Annotated in this window: 19 protein-coding genes and 1 riboswitch; of the genes, 7 read left to right on the top strand and 12 right to left on the bottom strand. The window is 61.9% G+C overall.

All coding sequences use genetic code 11. The annotated features are described in order from the left end of the window. Positions 1–6: 6 nt before the first annotated feature. The 3 genes from RFER_RS08695 to hemC form a co-directional block, all read right to left on the bottom strand. Positions 7–1,116, bottom strand: a complete 1,110-nt coding sequence (locus tag RFER_RS08695) for a uroporphyrinogen-III C-methyltransferase (protein ID WP_011464014.1) — start codon at positions 1,114–1,116, stop codon at positions 7–9. Between the two features lie 65 nt (positions 1,117–1,181). After that, complete coding sequence (locus RFER_RS08690; RefSeq protein WP_011464013.1) at positions 1,182–2,003, bottom strand: uroporphyrinogen-III synthase; 822 nt, start codon at positions 2,001–2,003, stop codon at positions 1,182–1,184. Next, positions 2,004–2,951, bottom strand: coding sequence for a hydroxymethylbilane synthase (gene hemC, locus RFER_RS08685; protein ID WP_011464012.1), 948 nt, complete (start codon positions 2,949–2,951; stop codon positions 2,004–2,006). A gap of 101 nt (positions 2,952–3,052) precedes the next feature. Here hemC and ppc point away from each other — a divergent pair, with 101 nt between their 5' ends. Continuing rightward, the gene (ppc, locus tag RFER_RS08680) at positions 3,053–5,926 is read left to right on the top strand and encodes a phosphoenolpyruvate carboxylase (RefSeq protein ID WP_011464011.1); all 2,874 of its coding nucleotides are present in this window, start codon (positions 3,053–3,055) and stop codon (positions 5,924–5,926) included. A gap of 294 nt (positions 5,927–6,220) precedes the next feature. Here the strand turns inward: ppc and RFER_RS08675 are convergent, their stop codons facing one another. The 3 genes from RFER_RS08675 to RFER_RS08665 form a co-directional block, all read right to left on the bottom strand. After that, the gene (locus RFER_RS08675; protein ID WP_011464010.1) at positions 6,221–9,058 is read right to left on the bottom strand and encodes an OmcA/MtrC family decaheme c-type cytochrome; all 2,838 of its coding nucleotides are present in this window, start codon (positions 9,056–9,058) and stop codon (positions 6,221–6,223) included. Positions 9,059–9,377: 319 nt separating this feature from the next. Next, positions 9,378–10,118 carry a LytR/AlgR family response regulator transcription factor gene (locus RFER_RS08670; protein ID WP_011464009.1) on the bottom strand — a complete coding sequence of 247 codons (741 nt, stop codon included), beginning with the start codon at positions 10,116–10,118 and terminating at the stop codon, positions 9,378–9,380. A 19-nt stretch (positions 10,119–10,137) separates the two neighbouring features. Next, positions 10,138–11,181, bottom strand: coding sequence for a sensor histidine kinase (locus RFER_RS08665; protein WP_011464008.1), 1,044 nt, complete (start codon positions 11,179–11,181; stop codon positions 10,138–10,140). Between the two features lie 87 nt (positions 11,182–11,268). Between RFER_RS08665 and argH the strand changes: the two genes are divergently transcribed. Beyond that, positions 11,269–12,720, top strand: coding sequence for an argininosuccinate lyase (gene argH, locus RFER_RS08660; protein WP_011464007.1), 1,452 nt, complete (start codon positions 11,269–11,271; stop codon positions 12,718–12,720). A 63-nt stretch (positions 12,721–12,783) separates the two neighbouring features. Next, positions 12,784–14,388 carry a DUF342 domain-containing protein gene (locus tag RFER_RS08655; RefSeq protein WP_011464006.1) on the top strand — a complete coding sequence of 535 codons (1,605 nt, stop codon included), beginning with the start codon at positions 12,784–12,786 and terminating at the stop codon, positions 14,386–14,388. Between the two features lie 50 nt (positions 14,389–14,438). On the opposite strand, the gene thiC is transcribed toward RFER_RS08655, so the two are convergent. Beyond that, positions 14,439–16,313, bottom strand: a complete 1,875-nt coding sequence (gene thiC / locus RFER_RS08650) for a phosphomethylpyrimidine synthase ThiC (RefSeq protein ID WP_011464005.1) — start codon at positions 16,311–16,313, stop codon at positions 14,439–14,441. A 96-nt stretch (positions 16,314–16,409) separates the two neighbouring features. Beyond that, positions 16,410–16,511, bottom strand: a riboswitch (TPP riboswitch). Positions 16,512–16,721: 210 nt separating this feature from the next. Between thiC and RFER_RS08640 the strand changes: the two genes are divergently transcribed. From RFER_RS08640 to RFER_RS08625, 4 genes are all read left to right on the top strand, one after another. Beyond that, entirely contained in the window at positions 16,722–17,051 is a 330-nt protein-coding gene (locus RFER_RS08640) for a cupin domain-containing protein (protein WP_011464004.1), read from the top strand. Positions 17,052–17,341: 290 nt separating this feature from the next. Continuing rightward, positions 17,342–17,752, top strand: coding sequence for a cupin domain-containing protein (locus RFER_RS08635; protein ID WP_011464003.1), 411 nt, complete (start codon positions 17,342–17,344; stop codon positions 17,750–17,752). Next, a complete protein-coding gene (locus RFER_RS08630; RefSeq protein ID WP_049765636.1) occupies positions 17,749–18,177 on the top strand; it encodes a hypothetical protein in 429 nt (142 codons plus the stop codon). The genes RFER_RS08635 and RFER_RS08630 overlap by 4 nt, the downstream gene beginning before the upstream one ends. A gap of 88 nt (positions 18,178–18,265) precedes the next feature. Continuing rightward, positions 18,266–18,838 (top strand): methylated-DNA--[protein]-cysteine S-methyltransferase, encoded by a 573-nt coding sequence (locus RFER_RS08625; RefSeq protein WP_011464002.1) that lies wholly within the window; start codon positions 18,266–18,268, stop codon positions 18,836–18,838. Between the two features lie 109 nt (positions 18,839–18,947). Here RFER_RS08625 and RFER_RS08620 read toward each other — a convergent pair whose 3' ends face one another. The 5 genes from RFER_RS08620 to RFER_RS08600 form a co-directional block, all read right to left on the bottom strand. Further along, positions 18,948–19,778 (bottom strand): helix-turn-helix domain-containing protein, encoded by an 831-nt coding sequence (locus RFER_RS08620; RefSeq protein WP_011464001.1) that lies wholly within the window; start codon positions 19,776–19,778, stop codon positions 18,948–18,950. A gap of 223 nt (positions 19,779–20,001) precedes the next feature. After that, the gene (locus tag RFER_RS08615) at positions 20,002–21,198 is read right to left on the bottom strand and encodes an efflux RND transporter periplasmic adaptor subunit (RefSeq protein ID WP_011464000.1); all 1,197 of its coding nucleotides are present in this window, start codon (positions 21,196–21,198) and stop codon (positions 20,002–20,004) included. Between the two features lie 4 nt (positions 21,199–21,202). Continuing rightward, the gene (locus RFER_RS08610; protein WP_011463999.1) at positions 21,203–23,566 is read right to left on the bottom strand and encodes an ABC transporter permease; all 2,364 of its coding nucleotides are present in this window, start codon (positions 23,564–23,566) and stop codon (positions 21,203–21,205) included. A 147-nt stretch (positions 23,567–23,713) separates the two neighbouring features. After that, a complete protein-coding gene (locus tag RFER_RS08605) occupies positions 23,714–24,052 on the bottom strand; it encodes a P-II family nitrogen regulator (RefSeq protein ID WP_011463998.1) in 339 nt (112 codons plus the stop codon). Between the two features lie 25 nt (positions 24,053–24,077). Further along, positions 24,078–25,763: an NAD+ synthase gene (locus tag RFER_RS08600; protein ID WP_011463997.1), complete on the bottom strand. Its 1,686-nt coding sequence runs from the start codon at positions 25,761–25,763 to the stop codon at positions 24,078–24,080. Between the last annotated feature and the right edge of the window lie 89 nt (positions 25,764–25,852).

The following is a 25,852-nucleotide window of genomic DNA, read 5'->3' as shown; positions in this document are numbered from 1 at the left end:
TTGTCTCTACCTTCCGGCAGCTGCCGTAGCCAGTGCGGCGAGCGTTTCGTCCACCGGCGGCAATTGCAGCGTCTTCATCTGGTTTTGCACCTGCTGCAACAAGGCGACGGCGGTCAGCGTCTTACGTGACGTGGCGTTGAAGTACTTATTGAGCGTCTGGTGCGCCGCGGCCAGATCGGCCTGCGCTGACTCGATCTGCCGCGCCAACAGTCCCAGGCGGGCGTTGAGCAATTTCAGTTTGAGGTTTTCCCGCACAAAGAACGACTGTTCCGGCGACAGCAGGGCCGCCTCGGGCTGCTCGATACGACTGAGCCGAACCAGGCTGCGTGCCTCGGTCATCACCACCTGCAGACTGCGCTGCCACCAAGTGGGCAGCGTCTCAAGACTCTGACGCTTGATGGAGCCCGTGGCCGACACCGGCGCCACGGCATTGGCCGGCACCAACTCATCGGCCAGGCGCACCAGCTCATCGAGTTTCATCAACAGGCCGGGCGTGTCGCTCACAACCGCCGACTTGACACGGTCAATGTCATGCCGGACAGCACGCTGCAAGGACGTGAGTCGTGGCTGGGCGGCCCTGGACACCCGCTGATCCGCGGTTTTCAAAGCCGCCAGCAAGGGCTCGATACTGCCGGTGAGCTGGGCCTGCTGCTGTGCCAGGCGAATGGCCGATTCAATGTCAACCACCAGATTTTCATCGCGTGAGCGCGACAGGCTTTGCATCAACTCTTCCAGCTGGGTGCGTTGCAGCGTGATCTCACTCAAACGCGCATCAAAGACCGCCACCCGCGCCGCCGACTCGCGAGCCAACTCCTGCGCCAGTTTGGCCGTGGAGCGAGCCTCCAGCGACTGGGCGCTGGCATCGGCACTCTGGCGCGCCAATTGTTCCTGCATGGATGACAGCTTTTGCCATAACAAGCCACTGAGCAGCAAAGCCAGCAACGCGGTAGCCGCGGTGGCCAGCCCCGCCAGGCGTTGCCAGCGCGGCACCGCCGGCGCCTTGAGCGCGCTGGGTTGCGCCTCTACCGCAGCAACGACGCCCGCAGGCAGGTCCGTTGCGCCAGGAGCCGGCGTATCGGCGGTAGCGTCGGCGTTGACGTTGGCATCAGAGTTCATCGCTTGGATTCTAAAGTGTTGGGGACAGAGCCAAAACGGGTCAGGGGACAGCGCTTGTTGGCAACTCAGTGGGCCGTCTGTTGCATCAGCTTGAAGCAGGCCACCAACTCAGGCAGCGTCGGGCGCGACTCCTGGACCACGCCAAAACCGGCCTGCCGCGCTGCCGCTGCAATTCGGGGGTGCGTGGCCACAGCCCGTGCACCAGCCCAGCTCTGCCCGGGCAGGCAGGTGCTCAGGTTGACGACAGCTTGCGTGCTGCTGAACAGCCACACCGAACCATCGGTAGCGGCCTGCTGCGCCAACTCGCGCGCCTGGCTGCCAAATTCAGGGGCGCCGCGCTGGTAGGCCATGACAAACTCCGGTCGACCACCGGCCTGCATCACCCGGTTGGCAAACCAATCGCGCCCGGCGCCCTGAGCCGCATTGGACGACGCAGCCGCGCTGCCCAGAGAATCACCGCCGCGCACAATCAGCACCCGGTCCCCCGGCTGCACCTGCGGGCCCACCACCTGCCACAAGGCTTCCGAATCCAGTTGGCTCGCGTCGACTGGCGGCGCGTCCAGCCGCTCCGGCGCAACACCTTGCCGCAACAAGGCGCGGGCGGTGCCGGGGCCGGTTGCCCAAGCTCTTGTTTTAGTAGCTATTGATCCAATAAATACGGGGGCTAGAGCCGAATTAGATCTAAAAAAATAGTCAACGGCGTTGCCGCTGACAAACATGACACCCACATAGTCGCCTAAATGTTGCCAGGCCCGAACGACATCTGCCGTGTCGTGCACCGGACCCACCTCGATCAATGGCAACGCGACGGCCTGCAGGCCTTGTGCCGACAAATCAAGGACCCATTGCTGTGCCTCGCGCTGTGGGCGGGTCACGATGACCCGCATTCAGGCCTGGCCCTGCGGCGCGTCCGCCACCAGCAGTGTGCCGCCATTGGCCAGCACGGCCGCGCGCAAATCTGCCGCCACCCGAGCGCCCAATGCTGTGGCACTGGCGAGATCGGACACCGCCGCACTGGCGCGCACATGCACCAAGGCCAGCTTGCCATCCGGGTCGCCCCAGGCGGCATCGATCGTCAAAATATCGGCGGCCAGGGTGGCATACGCGGCCAGCGGCATGGAACAACTCCCGCCCATGGCCCGGCTCACTGCGCGCTCAGCCGAAACCGCCAGCCAAGTGGTGTGGTGCGCCAATGGCGCCAAGGCATCAATCACATCCTGACGCTGGCTACGCACCTCGATGCCGAGCGCACCCTGCCCGGCAGCGGGCAACATATCGGTGGGCTCAAAAGTGGCGCGGATGCGCTGGCTCAGACCGAGCCGCTTCAAACCGGCTGCCGCCAGCACAATGGCCGCATACATACCGTCATCGAGCTTGCGCAACCGGGTGTCCAGGTTGCCCCGCAAGGGCTCGATCTTGAGGTCCGGACGCAGGGCGCGCAACAAGGCCATCCGGCGCAGGCTTGAGGTGCCGACCACAGCGCCTTGCGGCAGGCTGGCCAGATTGGCATATTGATTCGACACAAACGCGTCGCGCGGGTCTTCACGTTCCATCACGCAGGCCAGCGCAAAGCCGTCGGGCAGCTCCATCGGCACGTCTTTGAGTGAATGCACGGCCAGATCAGCCCGGCCATCCTCCAGCGCAACCTCCAGTTCCTTGACAAACAGGCCCTTGCCACCGACCTTGCTCAAAGCGCGGTCCAGAATCTGGTCACCCAGGGTTGTCATGCCCAAAAGACCAACCTGGTGACCGCGCCGCGTCAGCAGGTCCTGGACATATTCGGCCTGCCACAGGGCCAGGCGGCTTTCTCGTGTGGCGATTGTCAAAGTACTCATGAGGTGGTGTGGCAGGACGTAACCTGCTGGTAATCTTTAAGGTGTGGAGGATGCTAGCATGCCCGGCGTTGCCGTCTTGTGCCACCTGCCCCATAACCGCCATGATCAAACCTCAAAAAGTCGCGCCCACCCAGCGCATCCAGGACAACGAACGCCCCCTGGTCGATGACATCCGCCTGTTGGGCCGGATTCTGGGCGATGTCATCCGCGAGCAGGAAGGCGTTGCCGCCTATGAGCTGATCGAAGAGATCCGCCAGCTCTCGGTGGCGTTTCGCCGTGACGCCGACCACGACGCCGACAAGGCGCTGAAGAAATTGCTCAAGGGACTGAGCAGCGACCAGGCCGTCAGCGTGACCCGCGCTTTCACTTATTTCAGCCACCTCGCCAACCTGGCGGAAGATCGACACCACATTCGCCGCCGGGCTATCCACGAGCGTGCTGGCGACACCCAGGAAGGCAGCATTGAAGTGGCCATGGCCCGCTTGCATGCGGCAGGAATAACACCTGAATCAATCGCGTCATCACTGGCCAGCAGTTATCTGTCGCCAGTGCTCACGGCGCACCCGACCGAGGTCCAGCGCAAGAGCATTCTGGACGCGGAGCGCGACATTGCCCAGTTGCTGACCGCACGCGATGAAATCAAAGTCAACGCTGCCGCACACCGTAGCGTGAACACCAAAAAAGACGCCCTGACGCCACGCGAACTGCTGCTCAACGAGCAGCAAATGAAAGCACGCGTGCTGCAACTGTGGCAAACCCGGCTGCTGCGTTCTTCCAAGCTCACGGTGGCCGATGAAGTGGAAAACGCCCTGAGCTACTACGAAACCACTTTCCTGAGCGAGATTCCCAGACTCTACACAGAACTGGAACGCGAACTGGGCCCAAACCCGGTGCACAGCTTTTTGCGCATGGGGCAATGGATCGGCGGCGACCGCGATGGCAACCCCCACGTCAACGCACAAACCCTGGCCCACGCCCTGCGCCGCCAGGCTGACGTGGCACTGCGCCACTACCTGACCGAGGTGCATTACCTGGGCGGCGAGTTGTCGCTCTCGGCCATGCTGGTGAACTGCCTGGCGCCCATGCAAGCCCTGGCCGAGCGCTCGCCCGACAGCAATGAACACCGCAAGGACGAGCCCTACCGGCGGGCCCTGATCGGCGTCTATGCCCGCCTGGCCGCCGTGCTCAAGGACCTGACCGGGGGCGAGGCAGCGCGCCATGCGGTGGCGCCACAAAACGCCTATGCCAATGCGGAAGAATTTCTGGCCGACCTGCGCATCATCGAAGCCTCTCTGCTGGCGCACCATGGTGAAGCCTTGGTGGCGCAGCGACTGCACCCGCTGATCCGGGCGGTCGAGGTGTTTGGTTTTCATCTGGCTACGGTCGATTTGCGCCAGAGCTCGGATCAGCATGAAGCGGTGATGGCGGAACTGCTGGCGGTGGCGCGGCTGGAAAGCGCTTACCCCCAGCTCGACGAAATGGCCAAGCGCCGGCTGCTCATGGGTCTGTTGAACGATGCGCGGCCACTGCGTGTGATGGGCGCCACCTATTCGGCCCTGACCCAAAGCGAACTCGCTGTTTTCGAGACCGCCAAAGTCATGCGCTCGCTGTTTGGCGCCCAGGCGATTCGCCACTACATCATCAGCCACACCGAAACCGTGAGCGACCTGCTCGAAGTGCTGCTGCTGCAAAAAGAAGTCGGTTTGCTGGAGGGCACGCTCGACGAGCAGGCGCGCTGTGACCTGATCGTGGTGCCGCTGTTTGAAACGATTGAAGACTTGCGCCATGCGGCGTCCATCATGCGCGAGTATTACGCCCTGCCCGGCATCCACGCGCTGGTCAGCCGGGGCCGGCCCGACCAGTACCACGAGCAGGACATCATGCTGGGCTACTCCGACAGCAACAAGGACGGCGGCATTTTCACCAGCAACTGGGAGCTGTACCAGGCCGAAATTGCGCTGGTCGACGTGTTTGACGAAATGGCGGCCAGCCAAAATATTCCAAGCGATGCCGGGTCGGTGACTGAGGTCCGGGCGATTCAGTTGCGCCTGTTCCATGGTCGCGGCGGCACCGTGGGGCGCGGCGGCGGCCCCAGCTACCAGGCCATTCTGGCGCAGCCACCCGGCACCGTGCGCGGTCAAATCCGGCTGACGGAGCAGGGTGAGGTGATCGGCTCCAAGTACGCCAACCCCGAGATCGGCCGGCGCAACCTCGAAACCCTGGTGGCCGCCACGCTGGAGGCCACCTTGCTCCAGCCCACCAAGTCGGCCAGCGCGCCGTTCCTGAAAGCTGCTGCCGAGCTGTCGCTCAGCAGCATGGCAGCCTACCGGCAACTGGTCTATGAAACCCCAGGTTTCACCGACTACTTTTTTGCTGCCACGCCAATCCGCGAGATTGCCGAGCTCAACCTGGGCTCACGGCCGGCCTCGCGCAAGCCGTCACACAAAATTGAAGACCTGCGCGCCATTCCGTGGGGCTTTAGCTGGGGCCAGTGCCGTTTGACGCTGCCCGGCTGGTACGGCTTTGGCTCAGCGGTTGAATCGTTTCTGGCCCAGGACGGGCAGAAAGACCCCTTGGCACTGCTGCAAAAAATGCACCGGCAATGGCCTTTTTTCAAGACCTTGCTCTCCAACATGGACATGGTGATGGCCAAAAGCGACCTGGCGCTGGGTTCTCGCTACGCCGAGCTGGTGACGGACGCCCGCCTGCGCAAGAAAATCTTTGGCGCCATTGAAGCCGAGTGGCACCGCACCGCCGACGCCTTGAGCCTGATCACCGGCGACCCGCATCGCCTGGCCCACAACACCGCCCTGCAACGCTCCATGCGCCACCGCTTTCCCTACATTGACCCCTTGCATCACCTGCAAGTCGAACTGGTGCGCCGCTACCGTGCCGGACAGACCGATGAACGCCTCAAGCGCGGCATTCATATCTCGATCAATGGCATTGCCGCAGGGCTCAGGAACACCGGTTAAGCACCTGCGCCTGCCCTGCCCTCTTGCAGAGTGGTCGGTGTGAAGAATAGTTCGATCGCATACCGGACTATTTATAAGTAATCAGGCTGTAGCCAGCGTGTAATAAGCGTAGCGTGCTATTATTTATATAGCTAATTGACCGTTAGCCGTGGGCGGTTTCACGCCAGCTATTGCTGGCCTGCAGGGGCCGATGCCAGTGTGCGCGTATCGAGTCCAGGGCGCAAGACTTGGACCGATGCGGTTGACGATCCGCACCCGGTCCCAGCCCTGCAACACAATCAAGATCGCGGCACGCTACTTCGTGTGCACCACCCTGATATCCGCCACCTTGCCTGAACCATGGCAAATCAGGCACGACTCAGTGGTAGCAAGCGCAACGGCGCGCGCCGCGTAGATTGAACCACCGTTGGTTCGCATATGCGCCACCGCTACCTCATTGTCATGGCAAGCAAAGCAGACGGCGGCGGTCGGCGAATTCACCAGCGTGGTGTCCGCCGCCGGAACCGTCACCCCGGTACTGGCATTGAAGCTGAAACCTGCGCCGTAGTCTTTCACATTGTCCGCTGTCACATAGGGCGAGATAGAGAACGCGGCGAGCGACCCGGCGACCGTGCCGTCGAATTTGCCCGTACCAACGTACCGGTACAGGCGATTGGGCGCTGCCGCGGCCGACGCGCTGGCGCTGAAGTCATAGGTGCCGGGCAGGTGGCAGGTCTCGCACTTGTTCAGGATGCCGGGATAGCCGATGTCGGCAAAGGACTCCGTGGTCGACGAGGCGTGCCAGGTGAAGGGCACCGAGCGCTTGTCGCTCGCATGTATCGCATGGATGAAGGAGGTCGAATCCGCAGACCAGCCGCTGCTGGTTTTGTTGGGATTGTGGCACCACGCGCAAGTCGTGCCGTCGTTGCGTTGGCCGGCGTGGAAGGACTCCGTCGTGAACGCCCCGAGTTCCCGGTGGCAGGCATTGCAGCGTTTGTCTTCGACAATGGCACGCCGACCCGTTGTCGCCGTGGCCGCCTTCTGCGTATCCGGCGCGATGACAATGAGGCCACCGATCATGTTCGGCATGCCAGCCGTCAGGCCCGAGGTGGCAGTTGCGGCGGCAAGGGCAAATCTACCCTTTCGATTCGGGTCGGCCAGCGAGTTGTCGATCAGATTGGTCTGCGTCAGCGGCATGCTGGTCCGCAGGCCGTAGCTGTAGCCGATGCCGCCCGTCAGCATCACGGCGTTGTCGGGAATGGTGACGCCGGTCAGGGTGACGGTGTAATAGCCGTTGGCGTCCGGGCCGGTCATCGTGCCGGCGGAACTGCCGGTGGCGCTGCCATTCCAGATGCTTCTGAGATAGCCAGAGGCCGAGGCGTTGAAGTCAGCCGGCGCGGCTATGCCGTCCTGGGGCACGGCAAAGACAAATTGCGCGCTGGGCGAACCCATGAAGTTGTCCCACATCTCCGTTTTGCCGGTAGCGCTAAAAGTGTTGAAAGGCACCGCGACGCCGTTCTGCAGCATCTTGAAGACGATCACCGGCCGCTTGCTGGCATTGCGCGAAACGCTGAGGACGTCATAGGTCACCTTGATCGCGCCGGTGGGCAGGTTGTCCACGTTTGAGGCAATCCACGCCGCGTTGGTGTTGTTGTTGGTTCCGCCCGCGACGAGGGCGTTCGCCGGATTCGGGGGAGTTATCGCAACGTGATACACCTGCTGAATCGAGGTCGCATCATGGCACAAGCCGCACTTGGTGTCGTCGGCCTGGGCCCCACCGACGTGGCCGGTGGCCGCCGGGGTTGTGCCCAGCAGTTTTGCGCTGTTAAAGGCAGCGTTGGTCACACCCTGGCCAGTCGCAAAGTCGATGCCGTCGTGGCAGGCACCGCAGGCGAGACGGCTGGGGACATTCTTGAAATTGTCGGCCTGCGGCGCAACCTTGGGCGCGGTATTGTCGTGACACTTGCTGCAATTGCGGATGTCTTGCGGGAATTTGGTTTCATTCAGCAAGACGTTGGCAAAGTTATAGTTTTGCTTGACCAGCAGGTCACCCTTGTGGATTCTGTGAATCAGAACCGGGAAGTCCCCAACCGTCACGCCGTCGGCAACATAGGTGGAAGGTGAGTAACTGACGCTACCCGTCGCGCTCACCGTCTTGGTAAGTGCCGGGAACGCAAAATTGGTGGACACCGCTCTTGGCTGCCCGTACTTGCGCTGGTCGGTGTGGCAGGTGACGCAGAAGCGTGGGTCGTAACGGCTACCGCCATGGAAGGCTGCACTTTCGGTCCCGGGGATGCCGCCGAGTTTGCCGTGGCATTCGTTGCAGCTGATCTTGTCGACGATCAGACGCTGTCCCGGATCCGTGACGGCCAGTGCTGTGCCGGTCGCTGGAATGAAGTCAAAGATGGCATTGTTCGGCTTGGCCAGCGGTACCGCCGGAACCACCTGCACTTCGTCGGCGGTATTGTTGCCGGTTCCCGGGACATTGCCGGAAATCGACAGCGCCAGCCGGTGAACTGCGTTCGGGTCGTAGGTCAGATCGCCCAGATCCGCCGCGGCATTGATGCCGGTGAGCGTGAAACCGGCGACTTGCGCCTTGACTTGAGTGATATCACGATAAAAAGTGTATTGGTAAGTGCCGTCTCCGTTGTCCACCAGGGTGCCCTGGCTGTCGGTCGAGGGGCGACTGGCGGTCGCCGCGGTCGTCGTGGTCGGCACCGTCGTCACAATGTAGCTGACCCACTTGCTGGGGCCACCGCTCGTGCCCGTTACCACACCGGCCGGCCCCGGCACCAGTTTTGCCAGAGAGAAGGCCAAATTCTGGTATCGCGCGACCGTCGCATTTGACGCTTTGGTGGCCAGGCCCAGGCCCACGATGGGTGTGCCGTTCGCGTCGGCAACTTTGAAACTCACCACCGGTGCACTGGCGATGGTCACGCCGGTGATTGTTGCCTCAAATGAGGTTGCAGCGTATTGTTCAGGGGTCAGACTGGAGAGTTTCACGACCGAACCCGCGTTCGCGCCTGGCGCGCCGGGTGGGCCCGCAGGGCCGGTGGGGCCCGTCGGGCCAGTGGCACCGTCGGAACCCCCGCATCCGGCAAGCGTGTAGATCATCAGGGTCGCTGCGACGATTCGAACAAATCCAAAGTTCATTTTCTTCTCCTTGATTAAGACGTCCCCAACTCCCCGAATATTCTTGAATCAAGCTGATTTTTTTCAATCAATTTGGTAATGATAGTCATTTGTAAACTGGTAAACAAGTGGCAATCCGTTCCTCAGAAAAAAATTTTGTTTTCATGGATGCCCGCGCGCCGAGACTGTGCTGCGGGGGGATTGCCAAGTCGGCATGGAGATCAAAAACACATGAACCACTTCAGGCAAGGCATTGCTGGCCGAGGGGGTTCAAGCGGATCCCTTTGACTTGCGCCGCCGCCAGCGCTGCATGACCTTGGCCGGCCAGGATGTTCACGGTCTAACTTGCGACCAGCTCCCGCACCGCCGCCAATTGCCGGCGCGACACCCACAGCAATTCATCAATGCCGTTGAGCCGCACCGCCCAGCCCTCGCCTTCTTGCGGGTCATGGTACTTCTCCAGCGAGCGCACAGCGCGCCGGGCAATCAGGGTATTACGGTGGATGCGCAGGAAGCGCGTCCCGTACTTGTCTTCGAGCTCACTCAAGGAGCCCTCCAGAATATAGCTCCGAGCAGCCGTGCGGACCGTGATGTATTTCAGCTCCGCCTTGAGGTACAACACCTCGGCCAGCGGTACACGCTCGGTCCGGCCACGGTCTTGAATAATCAACACTTCCCCAGGAAAATCGGGCTGCGGCCCCCGTCCATTCTGCCTATTTCGCTCTATTTTTTGTAGCGCAAGCTGCAGCCGCTCCAGCCGGACCGGCTTGGTCAGATAGTCCGCCGCTTCGACCTCGAACGCCTGCACGGCGTGTTCAGCGTAGGCGGTAACAAACACCACCGCCGGCGGCTGGGGCAGCGTGCGCAGCGTCTGCGCCAGCCTCAAGCCGTCGGAACCCGGCATGTGAATATCGATCAAGGCCACATCGACCGGGTGGTGCTGCAGCCACGCCAAGGCCTGCGCGGCGTTGGCGGCCTCGGCCTCAACACTGGCCGCAGGCGCGTTGCAATCCCCCAGCAGCGTTCGCAGGCGGGCGCGCGCCAGGGCTTCATCGTCCACGATCAATACCTTCAGAGCCATCGCGCCAGCCTCCCTGGCCTCATAGCGGCACCTCGATGCGAACCTGAAACACGCCGTCTTTCAACCCGTACTGAAACTGGCCCTGCAGGTCGTGCAGCAGGCTGAGCCGGTCCCGCACATTATTCAGCGCCACGCCGCTGCCAGGCTCACTGTTGCCCACGGGCACCGTGTTGGTCACCTTGATGACGACGCTTGAGCCGCGGCGTTGCGTGGATATTTTGATTTCTGCCCCTTGCGCGCTGGGCTCGACCCCGTGTTTGACGGCGTTTTCCACCAGCGGCTGCAACAGCAAGGGCGGCAATTTGGCGGTCGATGCAGCCGGGTCCAATGCCCACTCCACCTGAATGCGCTCACCAAAGCGCAGCTTTTCGATCGCCAGATAGCGCTGCGCCAGCATGATCTCATCAAGCAGGGTGACCGATTTCCCCTGTTCCATGAGTGCATGGCGAAACAGGTCGCTCAAATCTTCCAGCAAGGTTTCGGCCTTGGCCGGCTCAGCGCGCACCAGCGCAATCGCCGTGTTGAGCGTATTGAACAAAAAATGCGGACGAATGCGGGCCTGCAACTCACTCAAGCGCGCCGCCGTGGCCGCCGGCGTCTGGCCTTTGGCGCGCAACACCAGCGCCGCCACCAGCGCCGCCGACAACAGGGCACCGCTGGCCGCACTGGCCAGCCAGGGTGCCGGCTCCAGCAGCCCCACCAAGGACAGCACGCCACAGCCATACAAACCAGCCACAGCTCCCAGGGCGACCCCGACCACCTGCTGGGCGCTGCTGCTCAGCCGGGCCAGCAATTTCTTGAGGCTGCACGCCACAATCAACCAGACCAATGTGGCCGGCAAAGCGCCGCCGGTGAGCAGGGACAGGCGCGTCAGCCAGTCAAGAAACGTGGCGGAACCAAACATGGCCCCCACCGCCACCACCGCTTCAACAAACAGTACGGCACGCAGCATCACGCCCACGTGACAGGCATCAAACACCAGCATGGCCGCAGGCTTGGGCGCCGGCGCAGACAACTCTGGCGCCTGTTCCTGGAAGGTCGATAAAATTTGGGAATCTTTCATTGATTAATGAGGTTTCAAGCTGACGCAAGCTTGGGGCTGATTATTGATGATTCTCTGGCGCAAGCCTTACTCGCATGAGCCCACCCCATGTCACACAACCAATTTGATAAAAAATCGCAAGCCTGGTCCGCCCTGTTCTCCGAGCCCATGAGCGATCTGGTCAAGCGCTACACCGCCAGCGTGTTTTTTGACAAGCGGCTGTGGCAGGCCGACATTGCCGGCAGTCTGGCCCATGCCGACATGCTGGCGGCGCAAAAAATCATCAGCAGCGAAGATCACAACGCGATTCAAAGCGGCATGGCCACCATCAGCGCCGAGATCGAATCCGGCGCCTTTGACTGGAAGCTTGAGCTCGAAGACGTGCATCTCAACATCGAAGCGCGCTTGACGCAACTCATCGGCCTGGCGGGCAAGCGCCTGCACACTGGCCGCAGTCGCAACGACCAGGTCGCCACCGACGTGCGGCTTTGGCTGCGCGGCGAGATTGACCTGATCGGCGCGCTGCTCACCGACCTGCAAAAGGCACTGCTGGAAGTGGCCGAGAAAAATGTCGAAGTGATTCTGCCGGGTTTCACTCACCTGCAGGTGGCGCAGCCGATCAGCTTTGGTCACCACATGCTGGCCTATGTCGAGATGTTCAGCCGCGACGCCGAACGCATGAGCGAGGTGCGCCGTCGCACCAACCGCCTGCCCCTGGGCGCCGCCGCGCTGGCCGGCACCAGCTACCCGCTGGACCGCGAGCGTGTGGCGGTCAGTCTGGGCATGGTCGATGAGAAAGGCCATCCTTGCGTCTGCCAGAACTCGCTGGACGCTGTCAGCGACCGTGATTTCGCCATTGAATTCACCGCGGCCGCCTCGCTCTGCATGGTGCACATCAGCCGCATGAGCGAAGAGCTGATTTTGTGGATGAGCCAGAACTTTGGCTTTATCAAAATCGCCGACCGCTTCACCACCGGCAGTTCCATCATGCCGCAGAAGAAAAACCCGGACGTACCCGAACTGGCGCGCGGCAAGACCGGGCGCGTGGTCGGCCACCTGATGGGCCTGATCACCCTGATGAAGGGCCAGCCGCTGGCCTACAACAAGGACAACCAGGAAGACAAGGAGCCACTGTTTGACACGGTGGACACGCTCAAAGACACACTGCGCATCTTTGCCGAGATGATCGGCGGCCAGCTCAACCCCGCCACCGGCATCAAAGAGGGTGGCATCAGCGTCAACCCGCAAGCCATGGAACAAGCAGCGCTCAAAGGCTACGCCACCGCCACCGATCTGGCCGACTATCTGGTCAAAAAAGGCCTGCCATTCCGCGATGCGCATGAGACGGTGGCGCACGCCGTGAAAGCCGCCATCACCCACCAGGTGGATCTGTCGGAATTGCCGCTGGCGGTGTTGCAGCAGTTCAACCCGGGTATTGAGAAGGACGTGTACGAGGTGCTGTCCTTGCGCGGCTCGCTCAATGCACGCGACATTCTGGGCGGGACCGCGCCGAACCAGGTGCGCGCGCAGATCGCACGACACCGGGCAAGGTTGGGTTAAAGAAACTGGCTGCACACCGCAGTCCAGCGAACCGCCATAGGAAAGTCGGGCAAACTATAGGCCATGGACCTTCCAAACATTTCTTTCCGGGAAGCGGATGGACAGGTGTTCTTGCGCTGCGAGCCAGCGCCAGAGCGCCTGCCTGTTGACAGCGCCGCACTGCATACCCTGCTGGCACAAGCCGGGTATGGCGATTGCCTGCTGCACGAAGAGGCGATTGCCAGTGCTGCCCACGATTGCAACACCCAGCAAAGCCCCTTCGAGCGGCTGCTAGCCCAGCGCAGCGACGCCACGATCCAGGTCCACATTGCGCCCGACGAAATGGCAGCCGAGATCAGCCTGAGTCCCGCACACGGCGGCAAGACGATCGCCATGGAAGACCTCATGCGGGCGCTGGCTGAGGCGGGCGTCCTGTTCGGCGTCGACGAAGCGGCACTGCTGCGGGCCTGTGAGCCGGGAGTCTGCGAGCGTGTGCTGGTGGCCCGTGGTGTCAAAGCCGAAGACGGGCGTGACACCGTTTTTGAAGCAATGATCCCGCAAGCAGTGGACCGCGTACCCCAGCTGGATGAAAATGGCCTGATCGACTACCGGGAGCACGGCAGCATTGACTCGGTACAGGCGGGTGCGCCTCTGATGCGCCGCATTCCGCCGACGGCCGGCGTTGTCGGCCATAGCATCCGTGGCCGTGTGCTGGCGCCCCGCCCCGGACGCGACGAGCCTTTTGCCGCCGGACTGACTGGCGCGCAGATGGCCAGCGACGACCCCAACCTGCTGCTGGCAGCGGTGAGCGGGCAACCGGTGCGGGTCAAAGGCGGCATCATGGTGGAGCCGATCCTGCGGGTCGCGGAAGTCAACATGGCGACCGGCAACATCCACTATGACGGCACCGTGCAGGTCGATGGCGACGTCCTGCAGGGCATGAAAGTCCGGGCGAGCGGCGACATCGTGGTCAAGGGCATGGTGGACGGCGGGCTTCTCGAGGCCGGTGGCAATATTCAAGTGACAGGGGGCGTCATCGCCCATGCCAGGCTGCGCGCAGGTGGCTCAGTCAGCGCACGTTTTGCAGAAGGCGCCCATATTGATGCCGGTACCGTGATTGCACTGGACGACATGGCTTTGGAGTGTGAATTGCAGTCACTCAACCAAATCGTCATCGGCGCCGCTTCGCCCACGCGCGGACGCATGTTTGGAGGCTCGGCCACCGCCATGATGCTGATCAAGGTGCCCTTGCTGGGCTCGGCCAAGACCGGTGTGACGCAACTGGTGCTGGGCGCCAACGCGGAGCTGCAGGCCAAATACCAGGCGCTGCAAGAGCGCATCGCCAAAGAAAAATCGATTGAAGAGAACCTGGAAAAACTGGCCAAGCAACTGACGGCCGCGGGGGACCCCAAGGGACTGTTGGAGCGTGTCAAGGCCTCCAGAGTGCACGCCGTGCAGGTTTGGGGCCAATCCCTGGTTGAACAAGTTGAGCTGGAAAAGCAAATCGCGCTGGGACGCGCCGCCAAGCTTGAGGTGAGCGTTGGCGTGGCCGGGGCGGTGGACCTGCGCTTTGACAAACTGATGGCACGGCTGCGTCAGGAATCCGGCGCCGGCACCTTCTGCGTTGACGAGCAAGGGCAAGTGGTGTTCATCAACACCTCGGGACAGGCGCTACCAATCACTTCGTGACACCAGCGGCGCAAACCAGTCTTTTTTAGCGCTGGCTGCGGCCGCAGTGATCAAGCCGGACTGATCGGGATGTACATCTCTCCACCGGCTAGTCTGAACTCCTCGGACTTGGTTTGCATGCCAGACTGCAGCGCCTGCTCCTCGCTCACGCCGCGGGTCTTGGCGTAGTCGCGCACCTCCTGCGAGATTTTCATGGAGCAGAACTTGGGTCCGCACATGGAGCAGAAATGCGCCACTTTCGACGAGTCCTTGGGCAAAGTTTCGTCGTGAAAGTTGCGCGCCGTGTCGGGGTCAAGCGACAGGTTGAACTGGTCCATCCAGCGGAACTCGAAGCGTGCTTTGGACAGCGCGTCATCACGCGCCCGCACGCCGGGATGACCCTTGGCCACGTCGGCCACATGGGCTGCAATCTTGTAGGTGATGATGCCCACTTTGACGTCGTCGCGATCCGGCAAACCCAGGTGTTCCTTGGGCGTGACGTAACACAGCATGGCGGTGCCGAACCAGCCGATCATGGCCGCGCCAATGCCGCTGGTGATGTGGTCGTAGCCGGGCGCGATGTCGGTGGTCAGGGGCCCCAGGGTGTAGAACGGCGCTTCGTGGCAAGCTTTTAGCTGCTCGGTCATGTTGGCCTGCACCATGTGCATCGGCACATGGCCGGGGCCTTCGATCATCACCTGCACGTCCTGCTGCCAGGCTTGCTGCGTGAGTTCACCCAGGGTGCGCAATTCGGCGAACTGCGCTTCGTCATTGGCATCGGCACCGGAACCGGGGCGCAGGCCATCGCCTAATGAGTAGCTCACGTCGTAGGCCTTCAGGATTTCGGTCATTTCATCAAAGTGGCTGTAGATGAAATTCTCTTTGTGGTGGGCAATACACCACTTGGCCATGATCGAGCCGCCGCGCGACACGATGCCGGTCATGCGATTCGCCGTGAGGTGGATGAAGGCCAGGCGCACGCCGGCGTGCACGGTGAAGTAATCGACGCCCTGCTCGGCTTGCTCGATCAACGTGTCGCGGAAGATTGCCCAGGTCAGGTCTTCGGCCACGCCGCCGACTTTTTCCAGCGCCTGGTAAATCGGCACGGTGCCGATCGGCACCGGCGAGTTGCGCAGAATCCAGTCGCGCGTGGTGTGGATGTTGCGGCCGGTGGACAGGTCCATCACGGTGTCGGCGCCCCAGCGCATCGACCACACCAGTTTTTCGACTTCTTCCTCGATGCTCGATGTCACGGCCGAGTTGCCGATGTTGGCGTTGATCTTGACCAGGAAGTTGCGGCCAATCACCATCGGCTCGACTTCGGGGTGGTTGATGTTGGCCGGGATGATGGCGCGGCCACGGGCCACTTCATCGCGCACGAACTCGGGCGTCATGATCTTCGGGATGTTGGCGCCGAAGCTGTTGCCCGCCAGCCGTGCTTCGCGCTCGGCATTGCCCAGGTACTGCTCCATCCACGCCAGCTTCTGGTTCTCGCGGATGGCGACGTATTCCATCTCGGGGGTGATGATGCCGGATCTAGCGTAATGCATCTGCGACACGTTGGCACCGGCTTTGGCGCGGCGCGGCGTGCGCTGCAGGCCCGCAGCCTGCACGCGCAAGGATGCCAATGATTCAGAGTCGCCATTCTTCAGTCCATCGTCCAGTGCAAAGGGCGTGCGGCCGGTGTAGGACTCGGTGTCACCACGCGATTCGATCCAGGGACTGCGCACCGAGGGCAGGCCCTGGCGCACGTCGATGTTGGCATTCGGATCGGTGTAGGGGCCGGAGGTGTCATACACCACGACGGCCTCGCCGTTGCTCTGCATGATTTCACGCATCGGCACTTGAATATCGGCTTGCGTGCCGGGCACGTAGATCTTGCGCGAGGCCGGCAGGGGCTCGCGCGTGAGGCTCATCAACTGGCTGAATTTGTCGGGTGCATTCATCGCGTGGTCTCCTGAAGCTGAAATGAGGAAGTGCTCCGGAGAACAGTCCATCAACTCAGCGAACAGGAAAGACAGCGCGACCCGACAGAGGGTAGGAATAATGCAGTCTGGCGCTTCTTACGCCGGTATGAACCGGATCAAGTTCGCGGGTTCGGTCGACCATCTCAGCGCCATCACAGCGCACCCCGGGCAGGGCGGAGTTTAAGCGATCCGGCTGAATTGTCGTTGCCTGGGCACACGGCCAACTCAGTTAGCTATTAATTAGATAGCATTTTGGGTAGAAGGCACGGGGGCTGGAGGCCAAAACGGCATCAAACCATGGGCACACCGGCCGCAGGGTCTGCGCCGACCGTGACCATGGACGCACGATAATCAAACTTGGATCCACATCCACATGGAGTGTTGACTATGGCAATGTCTCATTTGGCCGCAGGCCAGACCACCAATGTTTTACCGCTCGGAAGCGCCTTGGCGAATGCACGTACCACGGCGTTATTCAAGTCCGAGCAGCTCGAAGTCATCCAGCTGGTGCTCCCGGCCGGCAAATCGTTTCCACCGCACAAAGTGGCCGGTGAAATCACCATTCAGTGCCTGGAGGGAAGCGTCGAAGTCACGATTGAAGACACGCCCCAGACCCTGAAAGCCAATCAACTCATGTATGTAGCAGGCGGTGTTCAGCATGGCCTGACCGCACTCGAAGACGCGTCAGCCCTGGTCACGATTGTGTTGCGCAAGTAGCGCGGGTTGAGGTCTCGCCAACCGGGCTGGTTAGCAAGTGTTGCAGCGATGGCCGTCACACCAATGACGAGCGCTGCTTTTTCATCTTTCAATCACGCCGCTACTTTGAGATTTATCAAGGGTTCCATCATCAACCGGTTCAGCATTTAATTCTCCGTGATTCACAATTGCTTCAGATTCAAGAATCCGAATGAAGCGCACGGCCACCTTGGGATGGGGAAGTCCCTTTCATCCGTCAGGCGTCACCCCTGAACACGCACGATTCCATGACAACCCGGAAAGGAGAACGTATGAAGCTACCGATCCACGCTGGCCTGTTGTTCGCGGCCCTGTTCATGGCTTGGCCATCGATGGCGCAACAGGAGAGTATTGCAAGACCCGAAATGATCTTGAAAGAAGATGTGTCTGGCATGCCCAAGGGCGAAAAGCAGCAAGTTCGCGTCCTGACGGCAAACTTCAAGCCCGGCGACAAGACCGTGTTCCATACGCATCGATTTCCGGTCACAGTATTCGTCCTGGACGGCGCATTCACGTTAGCGCTGGAGGGACGTGCGCCGGTTGTCCTGAAGACGGGCCAAGCATTCGTGGAGCCGCCAAACGTCAAAATGACCGGTTACAACCGCAGCAGTACCGAGCCGCTTCGGGTGCTGATCTTTTATGTGAGTGATCCAGAAACACCTTTCCTTGACCCGACGCAGTGATTCTGGTTTTGGCAAGCGGCGGAACCATTGCAGCGTATGTCTGGGATTACGCCGGAAAGATGGAACTCATGCGCCTCTTCCGGGATGCAGCGGTAGAGCTCAATCCGGATGCCGCGAGGATGGATGAAGGAATTCGTTTTCCACTCTGCCATCCAGAGGCGCTCATGGCGCTCTTCGCCGGCGCCGGACTCCATGGCGTAGAAGGGACGGCCATCGACGTGCCGACGCCGTTCGCAAGTTTCGACGACTACTGGCAGCCCTTTTTGGGCGGTCAGGGACCGGCTCCCGCCTACGCCATGTCACTCGATGAAAACACAAGAACGCGCATACGGAACCGCATACGAGAGCTAATCGCCGTCCAGGCCGACGGCTCGATCTCGTTGACCGCCCGGGCTTGGGCTATCCGCGCAACCGTTGCAAAATAGGCGATGTCCAACCCGACGTTGCACCGGACCCACCGCATGCTGCACACCTGGACGGCCCCTCCCCCTGCCAGCCCCCTCACTCCCAACCATGCCAACCCAAGCCTACGCCCTCTTCCCCACGCCCATCGGCCACTGCGGCATCGCCTGGAGCGAGCGCGGGCTGACCGGTGTGCAGCTGCCCGAGCAGGACGAGGCCGCGACCCGCGCGCGCATGGACCGCAGGTTTCCACAATGCAGTGAAGCTATTGCACCACCCCAGGTACAAGAGGCCATCGACGCTGTGATGGCCTTGCTCAGTGGCGCGCTCCAGGCGCCGGTGGACTTAATGAACGTGGTGCTCGACATGGACGGTGTGCCGCCGTTTCACCAGCGTGTTTACGAGTTGGCGCGCCGCCTTTTGCCGGGTGAGACCGTCACCTATGGCGACATCGCCCGTCAGCTGGGCGACCCCGGCGCGGCGCGCGCCGTAGGGCAAGCGCTGGGCGCCAACCCGTTTGCACCGGTGGTGCCGTGTCACCGAGTGCTCGCTGCCGACGGGCGGGCGGGCGGCTTCTCGGCCCATGGCAATGTCACGACCAAGCTGCGTTTGCTGCTGATTGAGCATGCCCAATTCAACGGGCCGGGTTTGTTTGATGACCCGGTGGATGCGCAGTTGTCCTAAGCTGGCAGATGGCAAGTTTTTGCTATTAATTCAGGAGCTACTCACACAAAGCGTGCGCGGGCTAGAGGTCAAAAACATTTGAACCTTTGAAGCAGGCAAGCCATCCGCGTCACGATGGCTTGGTAGTTGCCGGCGCATGCACATCGCCGATGCGCGTCAGGCCGCCCAGGTCAGTGATCCGGATGTGGCGGGTTTTGACTTCGAGCAGGTTCAGCTTCTGGAACGCAGAGAAGGTACGGCTGACGGTCTCCAGCGTCAGACCCAGATAACTGCCGATGTCGGCCCGTGTCATCCTTATTCGAAACTCGCTCGGCGAATAGCCCCGGGCCGACAGCCGTTGCGACAGGTTCAACAAGAAGGCTGCCAATCTCTTCTCGGCCGTCATGCCACCCAGCAGCATCAGCAAACGAAGTTCACGCACGAGTTCGCGACTCATATGCTGCATCAGCGTGCGCTGCAATTGGGCATTGTTGCCCGCCAATTCGGTCAACAGTGCGTAGGAAACGGCGCAGACCTCGCTATCTTCCAGCGCGGTGGTGCTGCTGGCGTGCTGGCCTTCAGCCACGCCGTCCAGCCCAATCAGCTCTCCCGCCATGTGAAAGGCACTGACCCGCTCGGACCCATCCGACGTCTTCAGGCTAGATTTCAGGTTGCCACTGCGCACCTCGTAGAGGTATTGGAACGGTTGTCCCTCCAGGTACAAGTTCTGACCGGCCTTGATCTTGCGTCGACCAAACAGCAGACTGTTGATGCAGTCCGCATCGCTGTTCTCCGTGCCGCTGGGTAAACACCACGTTCGCAGATGACAGTGCGCGCAACGGGCGTTGACCACGGCGGCCTTCGCCGGACCCGCGCCTGGACGTGCAGACAGGGTCGAAAGGGGTTCGACAAGAACTTCGAGTGGGGTGACAAACATGGCTTTTTTTTGTCGACGGGTCATCTTCAGTCAGCGGTGCGCTGACAAGTGCGCTGAAATTTGCGGTCTGTAATCTCTGACCCTGGATAAGTCAATGGTTTCATGAAATACGTCCTTGATGCTGCGGGTCCGGGCAGCTTGCTGCCGATGGGAATCGATCATATTCGGCCTCGGCAAGGCCGCCTGTTCGCCAGCGTGCACAAGACCTTGCAGATCATCGTTTGCCACAGTATTCGAAGCGCTTCTTTTACCGCGCCACCACACTCACCCCCTCCCGCACCCGGTCATCGGGATGATTGATCACCCGTTCGCCCGCCTGGATGCCGGAGACGACCTGGGCCCGCAGGCCGGTGCGTTGGCCGATCTCGACGCGGCGTTTGACGGCTTTGCCCTGCTCCACCACGAAGGCGGCCCAGCCGTCGCCGTCGCGAAATAGCGCACTGGCGGGGATTTGCAGGATGTCCTTGCCTTCCCACACGATGAAGCTGGCTTCGACGCGGTAGCCGTCGCCCAGGCGTTGCCATTGGGTGGCGGGTGAGCTGAAGGCGACGATGACCCAGACACGCTGTTCTTCAACGCCAAGGGCCGAGACCTTGGTAAAGCCAGTGGGCTCAATCACACGCACGACACCCTCGAGCGAGCCCTCACCGCCCCAGCGCTCAAACACAACGCGGGTGCCGGGATGGATGCGCACGGCATCGGCTGACAACAGGTCCACTTCGACTTCCAGCGCAGCCGGGTCCCCAATCTCGACCAGCGGCTGGCCGCTGGCCACCGTGCCTTCGCTCTTGTGCGCAATCTTCAGCACGCGCCCGGCCACCGGCGCACGGACAGTCACCGGCTCGGTGTTGCTGGCGCTGCCGGCGTACTTCAGCGTGGTGCGGGCCGCCTCGAGTTCGTGCCGGGCGGTGGTGACGGCAAATTGCGCCGAGCGCATATCCGCGGCGCTACGCTGCACCTCGCTGGCGGCACGGTCCTCGGCTGCGGCGCTGACGTGCCCCTGCAGGCGCAGCGCGCGCACGCGCTGGAGTTCTGTTTGCGCCAGCTCGGCACTGCTGGCGGCAGCCCTGGCACGCTGTTCGGTGGCGCTGACGCCGCTCTCGGCGGCCGCGATGCGGGCCTGGGCCTCGGCGCGGCGGCGCGGGTCCAGCGCCTCGGCGCGCAGGGGCTCCAGCTCGACCAGAATGGCGCCGCGCTCGACCGCGTTGCCCACTTCGGACCGGAGCCGGCGTGCGTAGCCTGTCACGGGCGCGGTGACCACGTAGCGGTCAAGCACCCGCGTGCGCCCCTCCTGCTCCAGCGTCACCCGCAGCGCAGCACGGCTGGCGGTACCCATGTCCATTTCGACCGCCTGGGGGCGAAATCCCTGGAACAAACCCCAGGCGACGAGAACGGCGAGCAGGCCAAGCACAAGTCGACGCCGCCACTGCACATTATTTTTCATAGGGTCACTCCGCCGACTTCAGGACGGCAATCAGGTCAAGTTGATCCAGGCGGCGGCGCACCGCCAAGCCGGACAGCAGCGCAGAGACCAGCACCACCGCGCAGGCAAAGGCATAGGTTTGGGGCACCAGGACCACCGGCACGCGAAACAGGTCGTTTTGCATCGTATGGGCGATGTAGTAACACATCCCGACACCCAGCCACAGGCCGAGCGGGATGGCGACGAGGGTCAGCAGACCGAGTTCGCCGAGCAGGATGTAGGCCACCTCGGCGCGGGTAAAACCCAGCACCCGCAAACTGCCGAGTTCGCGCCCGCGCTCCGTCAGCCCGATGCGAGCGCTGTTGTAGATCACACCAAAGGCGATGATGACGGCAAACACGGTAGCAACGTAGGTGAAGAACAGCATGGTCTCATCCATCACACGGTTGAAATTGCGGATCTCCTGCACCCGCTCGGCCAGCCCGGCGATGCGCGGCATGCCCTTCAATCGCTTGTACAGCGCGGCCAGCTGGACGCTGTCGACACTGAGGTAGGCGCCCGAGATCGTCGGGCCTTCCTGCATGAACTGGTTCAGTGCCGCCAGGTGCATATAGCCCGACACCCCCAGATACTCCCGCACCAGACCGGACACGGTGGCCTCGCGCACGGGCCGGTTGCCTTCCAGCACTTCCACCGTCAGGCGGTCGCCAACCCGCACATCAAGCAGTTTGGCGAGATAGTCGGTCAGCAGGATGCCCTCGGACGGCAAGGCGACGGGCCGCAGGTCGGCGTCGAGCAGGCGCGCAATATCGCCGCCCGGCTCCACGCCGCGAATGCCGGTGCGATAAGTGAGATAACCATGGCGCAGCCGCACCGGCACGGCGCGGAACACTTCCACGTGCTGCACCCCCGGCAGACCGAGCAGGTCGAAACGGGCGCGGTAGGCGGCGGGGTCGGTGAAGGTCACCGACAGATCCTCGCGCTGGGCCATGCTGAACTGGATGTTGACCATGTAGCTGACGGTGTCGCGCTGAAACAGGCCGGTCAGGATGATGCCGCACGCCATGGCAATGCCCAGCACGGTGAGCATGGACTTCAAGGCCCGGCGCTGGATATGGCGGACGATCATGCGCATTGGTGGCGACAGCCAGCGCTTGAGGCCCAACTGCTCGATCCAGGTCTCGCGATAGATCGCGGGCGGCTCGGGACGCATCCCCTGCGCAGGGCGCAAGGTGGCGGCCCGCCATACGGCAAATACCGTCCCCGTCCCGGCCGCCAGGAGGCTGGCGGCGCTGGCCTCCAGCAGCGTGCCGGGCTGCAGGCGGAACATCAAATAGGGGAAGTGATAGAACGCCGTGTAGATGTCAGACAGCAGCTTGCCCAACCACAATCCGAGCGCGGTGCCGGTCACGACGCCCAGCACCACGATGACCGAGACCATTCGCAGGTAATGCCACAACACGGCAAGATTGCTGTAGCCAAAGGCCTTGAGTACGGCGATTTGCTCACGCTGCATCGCCACCAGTCGCCCGATCACCACGTTGAGCAGGAAAGCGGCGATGCCCATGAACATGACAGGAAAAAGACTCGCCAGAGTGCCGAGCTGCTGCAGCTCCTGGCTGAGAAAGCGGTGCGACAGCTGATCCTTGCGTCCATAGGCGCCCAGCCCCCCATAAGGCTTGAGCAATTCGTCGACGCGGTCGATGACGGCTTGACTGTCCGCGCCCGGGCGCAGGCTCAAGGCCAGATCGTTGAACGCACCCTCCATGTCGTAGGCCTGACCCAGGGCGCGACGCCCCATCCACATCACGCCAAAACGCTTGTAGTCGGGAAACACCGAGCCGGGACGCATCTGCTGAATGAATTCCGGCGACAGCGCCGTGCCCACCAGGGTCAAGGCCTGGCGCCGCCCATTGAGGATGGCGCCAAAGCGGTCCCCCAGTTGCAGGCCATGCGCCTGCGCAAACGATGCGCTTGCCACCACCTCGTCGAACTGCCCCGGCGCAGGCAGGCGCCCCTGGCGCAGATGCAGCGCATTGAGTCCATCACGGCCAGCGTCGGACACAGACACCATCAAGGCGGTCACCGGCTCGGCGAACGCCGGCATGTCCAGGCGCACCTGCGCCACCACCCGCGTCTCCACTTGGGCAACGTCCGCGATGGCCTGCACGCGCTGGAGCAGCGCCTGCGGCGCCCGCTTCAAGGTGACGAACACCTCGGCAAAACGGTAGTCCCGGTAGTAGCTGTCCTGGGTCGCGCGCAAGGCCCCCAGCGTGGTGAGAAACATGATGTAGGTGCCGACGCCGCACATCACCACCAGGGCAATGGCCAATGCCTGGCTTTTCATCTGCCACAGGTCGCGCAGCAGCTTGCGGTCGAGTGCTTTCACCAGGTCCTCCCCGCGCGCGGTGCAGCCGATTGTTCGATGTGGGCCATAGGCAGACCGGCCTTGCTACGGCCATGAAGGTCAGACTAAATCATCAGTTTATGCAGCTCCCCGCCTCAGGGTTTGATCTTTCTCAACTGCGCAGCGCCGTCAAATGGCCGACTCGTCCAGTTCACCGGTACGAATGCGCACCACACGCTCCACGGCGGTGATGAATATCTTGCCGTCGCCAATCTTGCCGGTGTGAGCGGCCTTGACAATGGCATCCACACAACGATCCACATCAACCGTCCTGACCACCACTTCCACCTTGACCTTGGGCAGGAAGTCCACGACGTACTCGGCGCCCCGATAGAGCTCGGTGTGGCCCTTTTGACGGCCAAAACCCTTGACCTCGGTGACCGTGAGGCCGGTGACGCCACATTCGGCCAGTGCTTCACGCACTTCTTCAAGTTTGAACGGTTTGACGATGGCGGTGATCTGTTTCATGGTATTCCTTAAGTGATATGAGTGGTCAAGCGCGAAACTTATTGCTAATAGGATAACGCCAATCCTTGCCAAAGCTGCGGTGCGTGACACGAATCCCCACCGGGGCCTGGCGCCGCTTGTATTCGTTGATCTTGATCAGGCGCGTGACCTTTTCGACGTCAAGCCGGGCAAAACCGGCCGCAATGATCTCTTCGATGCTCTGGTCGTTCTCCATGTAGCGCTCCAGAATCGCGTCCAGCACCTCGTAGGCAGGCAGGCTGTCCTGGTCTGTCTGGTTCGGGCGCAACTCGGCACTCGGCGGGCGGGTGATGATGCGCTCCGGAATCGGCGCCTGGCCAGTGCCATAGGGATCGTGCTCGTTACGCCAGCGTGCCAATCTAAACACCGTGGTTTTGGCCAGGTCCTTGATCACAGCGAAGCCGCCAGCCATGTCACCATAGAGCGTGCAGTAGCCGGTGGCCATCTCGGACTTGTTGCCGGTGGTCAGCACGATGCTGCCAAACTTGTTGGAGAGGGCCATCAGCAGCGTGCCGCGAATGCGGGCCTGAATGTTTTCCTCGGTGGTGTCCTCGGCCAGGCCCTGGAACTCACCGGCCAGAGATTTCTTGAAAGCCTCAAATTCCGGCACGATGGAGATTTCGTCATAACGCACGCCCAGGCGCGCCGCCATGTCGCGCGCATCGATCCAGCTGATGTCCGCCGTGTAGGGCGATGGCATCATGATCGTGCGCACCCGGTCTTTGCCCAAAGCGTCCACTGCCACTGCCAGCACCAGTGCCGAATCAATACCGCCGGAGAGACCCAGAAGCACGCTGGGAAAGCCGTTCTTGCCGATGTAGTCGCGTACCCCCAGCACCAGCGCGTCCCACAGGTCGGCGTCCAGGCTGCGCTCCGGTGCTATATCTGCTGCCAAATAAATAGCCTCATACGCCCGACTGACTTGGATGACAAGCTCATTCTGTATAAAACTGGGCGCACGAGCGGCGACCTCGCCATTGGCATTGAGAGCAAATGAGCGGCCTTCAAACACCACCTCATCCTGCCCCCCGACCAGGTGCGCATAGACCAGCGGCAAACCGCAGGCCCGCACCCGTTCACGCATCATCTGCTCACGCTCGTCGCCCTTGCCGACGTGAAAGGGAGAGGCGTTGATCACGACCAACAGCTCGGCACCGGCGGCTTGGGTCTGCCGGGCGGGCGCCTCAAACCAGGCGTCCTCACAGATCAGCAGGCCGACCTTGATCTTTTGGCCCATCTTGTCGGCTTCACCCGCTTCAAACACGCAGACGTCGTGCCCCGGTGTGAAATAACGGCGTTCGTCGAAGACCTGGTAGTTGGGCAGTTCGCGCTTGGCGTAGGTGGCGATCACCGCGCCTTCGCGCAAGACACTGGCGGCATTGTGCCGCCTGGATACGGCCACCGAGCGGGTTCGGCTGTCACCCCCGGTTGGATGCCCGACCACCACGCTCATATCCTTTAAACCGGCCAGCTCACGAGCCACTGTTTTCACCGCGTCGTCACACGCGGCAATAAACGCGGCCCGCAGAAACAGGTCTTCGGCGGCATAACCGCAAATGGAGAGTTCGGGGGTCAACAACAAGCGCACCCCATCGGCATAGGCCGAACGCGCCGACTCAATGATTTTTTTTGCATTGCCCGCCATGTCACCAACCACAAAATCGAGTTGGGCAACGCAGAGTTTGAGTGTCATAGGGCGGTCAATAGAAGTTAAAAACGGTCAGTCACGAATCAGCTAATTATCCTAAATATCCTGATGGACAAGGCAAAAAACCCAACGCC

It is taken from the genome of Rhodoferax ferrireducens T118 (assembly GCF_000013605.1).
In the GTDB taxonomy this organism is placed as follows: domain Bacteria; phylum Pseudomonadota; class Gammaproteobacteria; order Burkholderiales; family Burkholderiaceae_C; genus Rhodoferax; species Rhodoferax ferrireducens.
The sequence above is the reverse complement of the archived record's forward strand: the minus strand, read 5'-3'. Positions and strand labels throughout refer to the sequence as shown.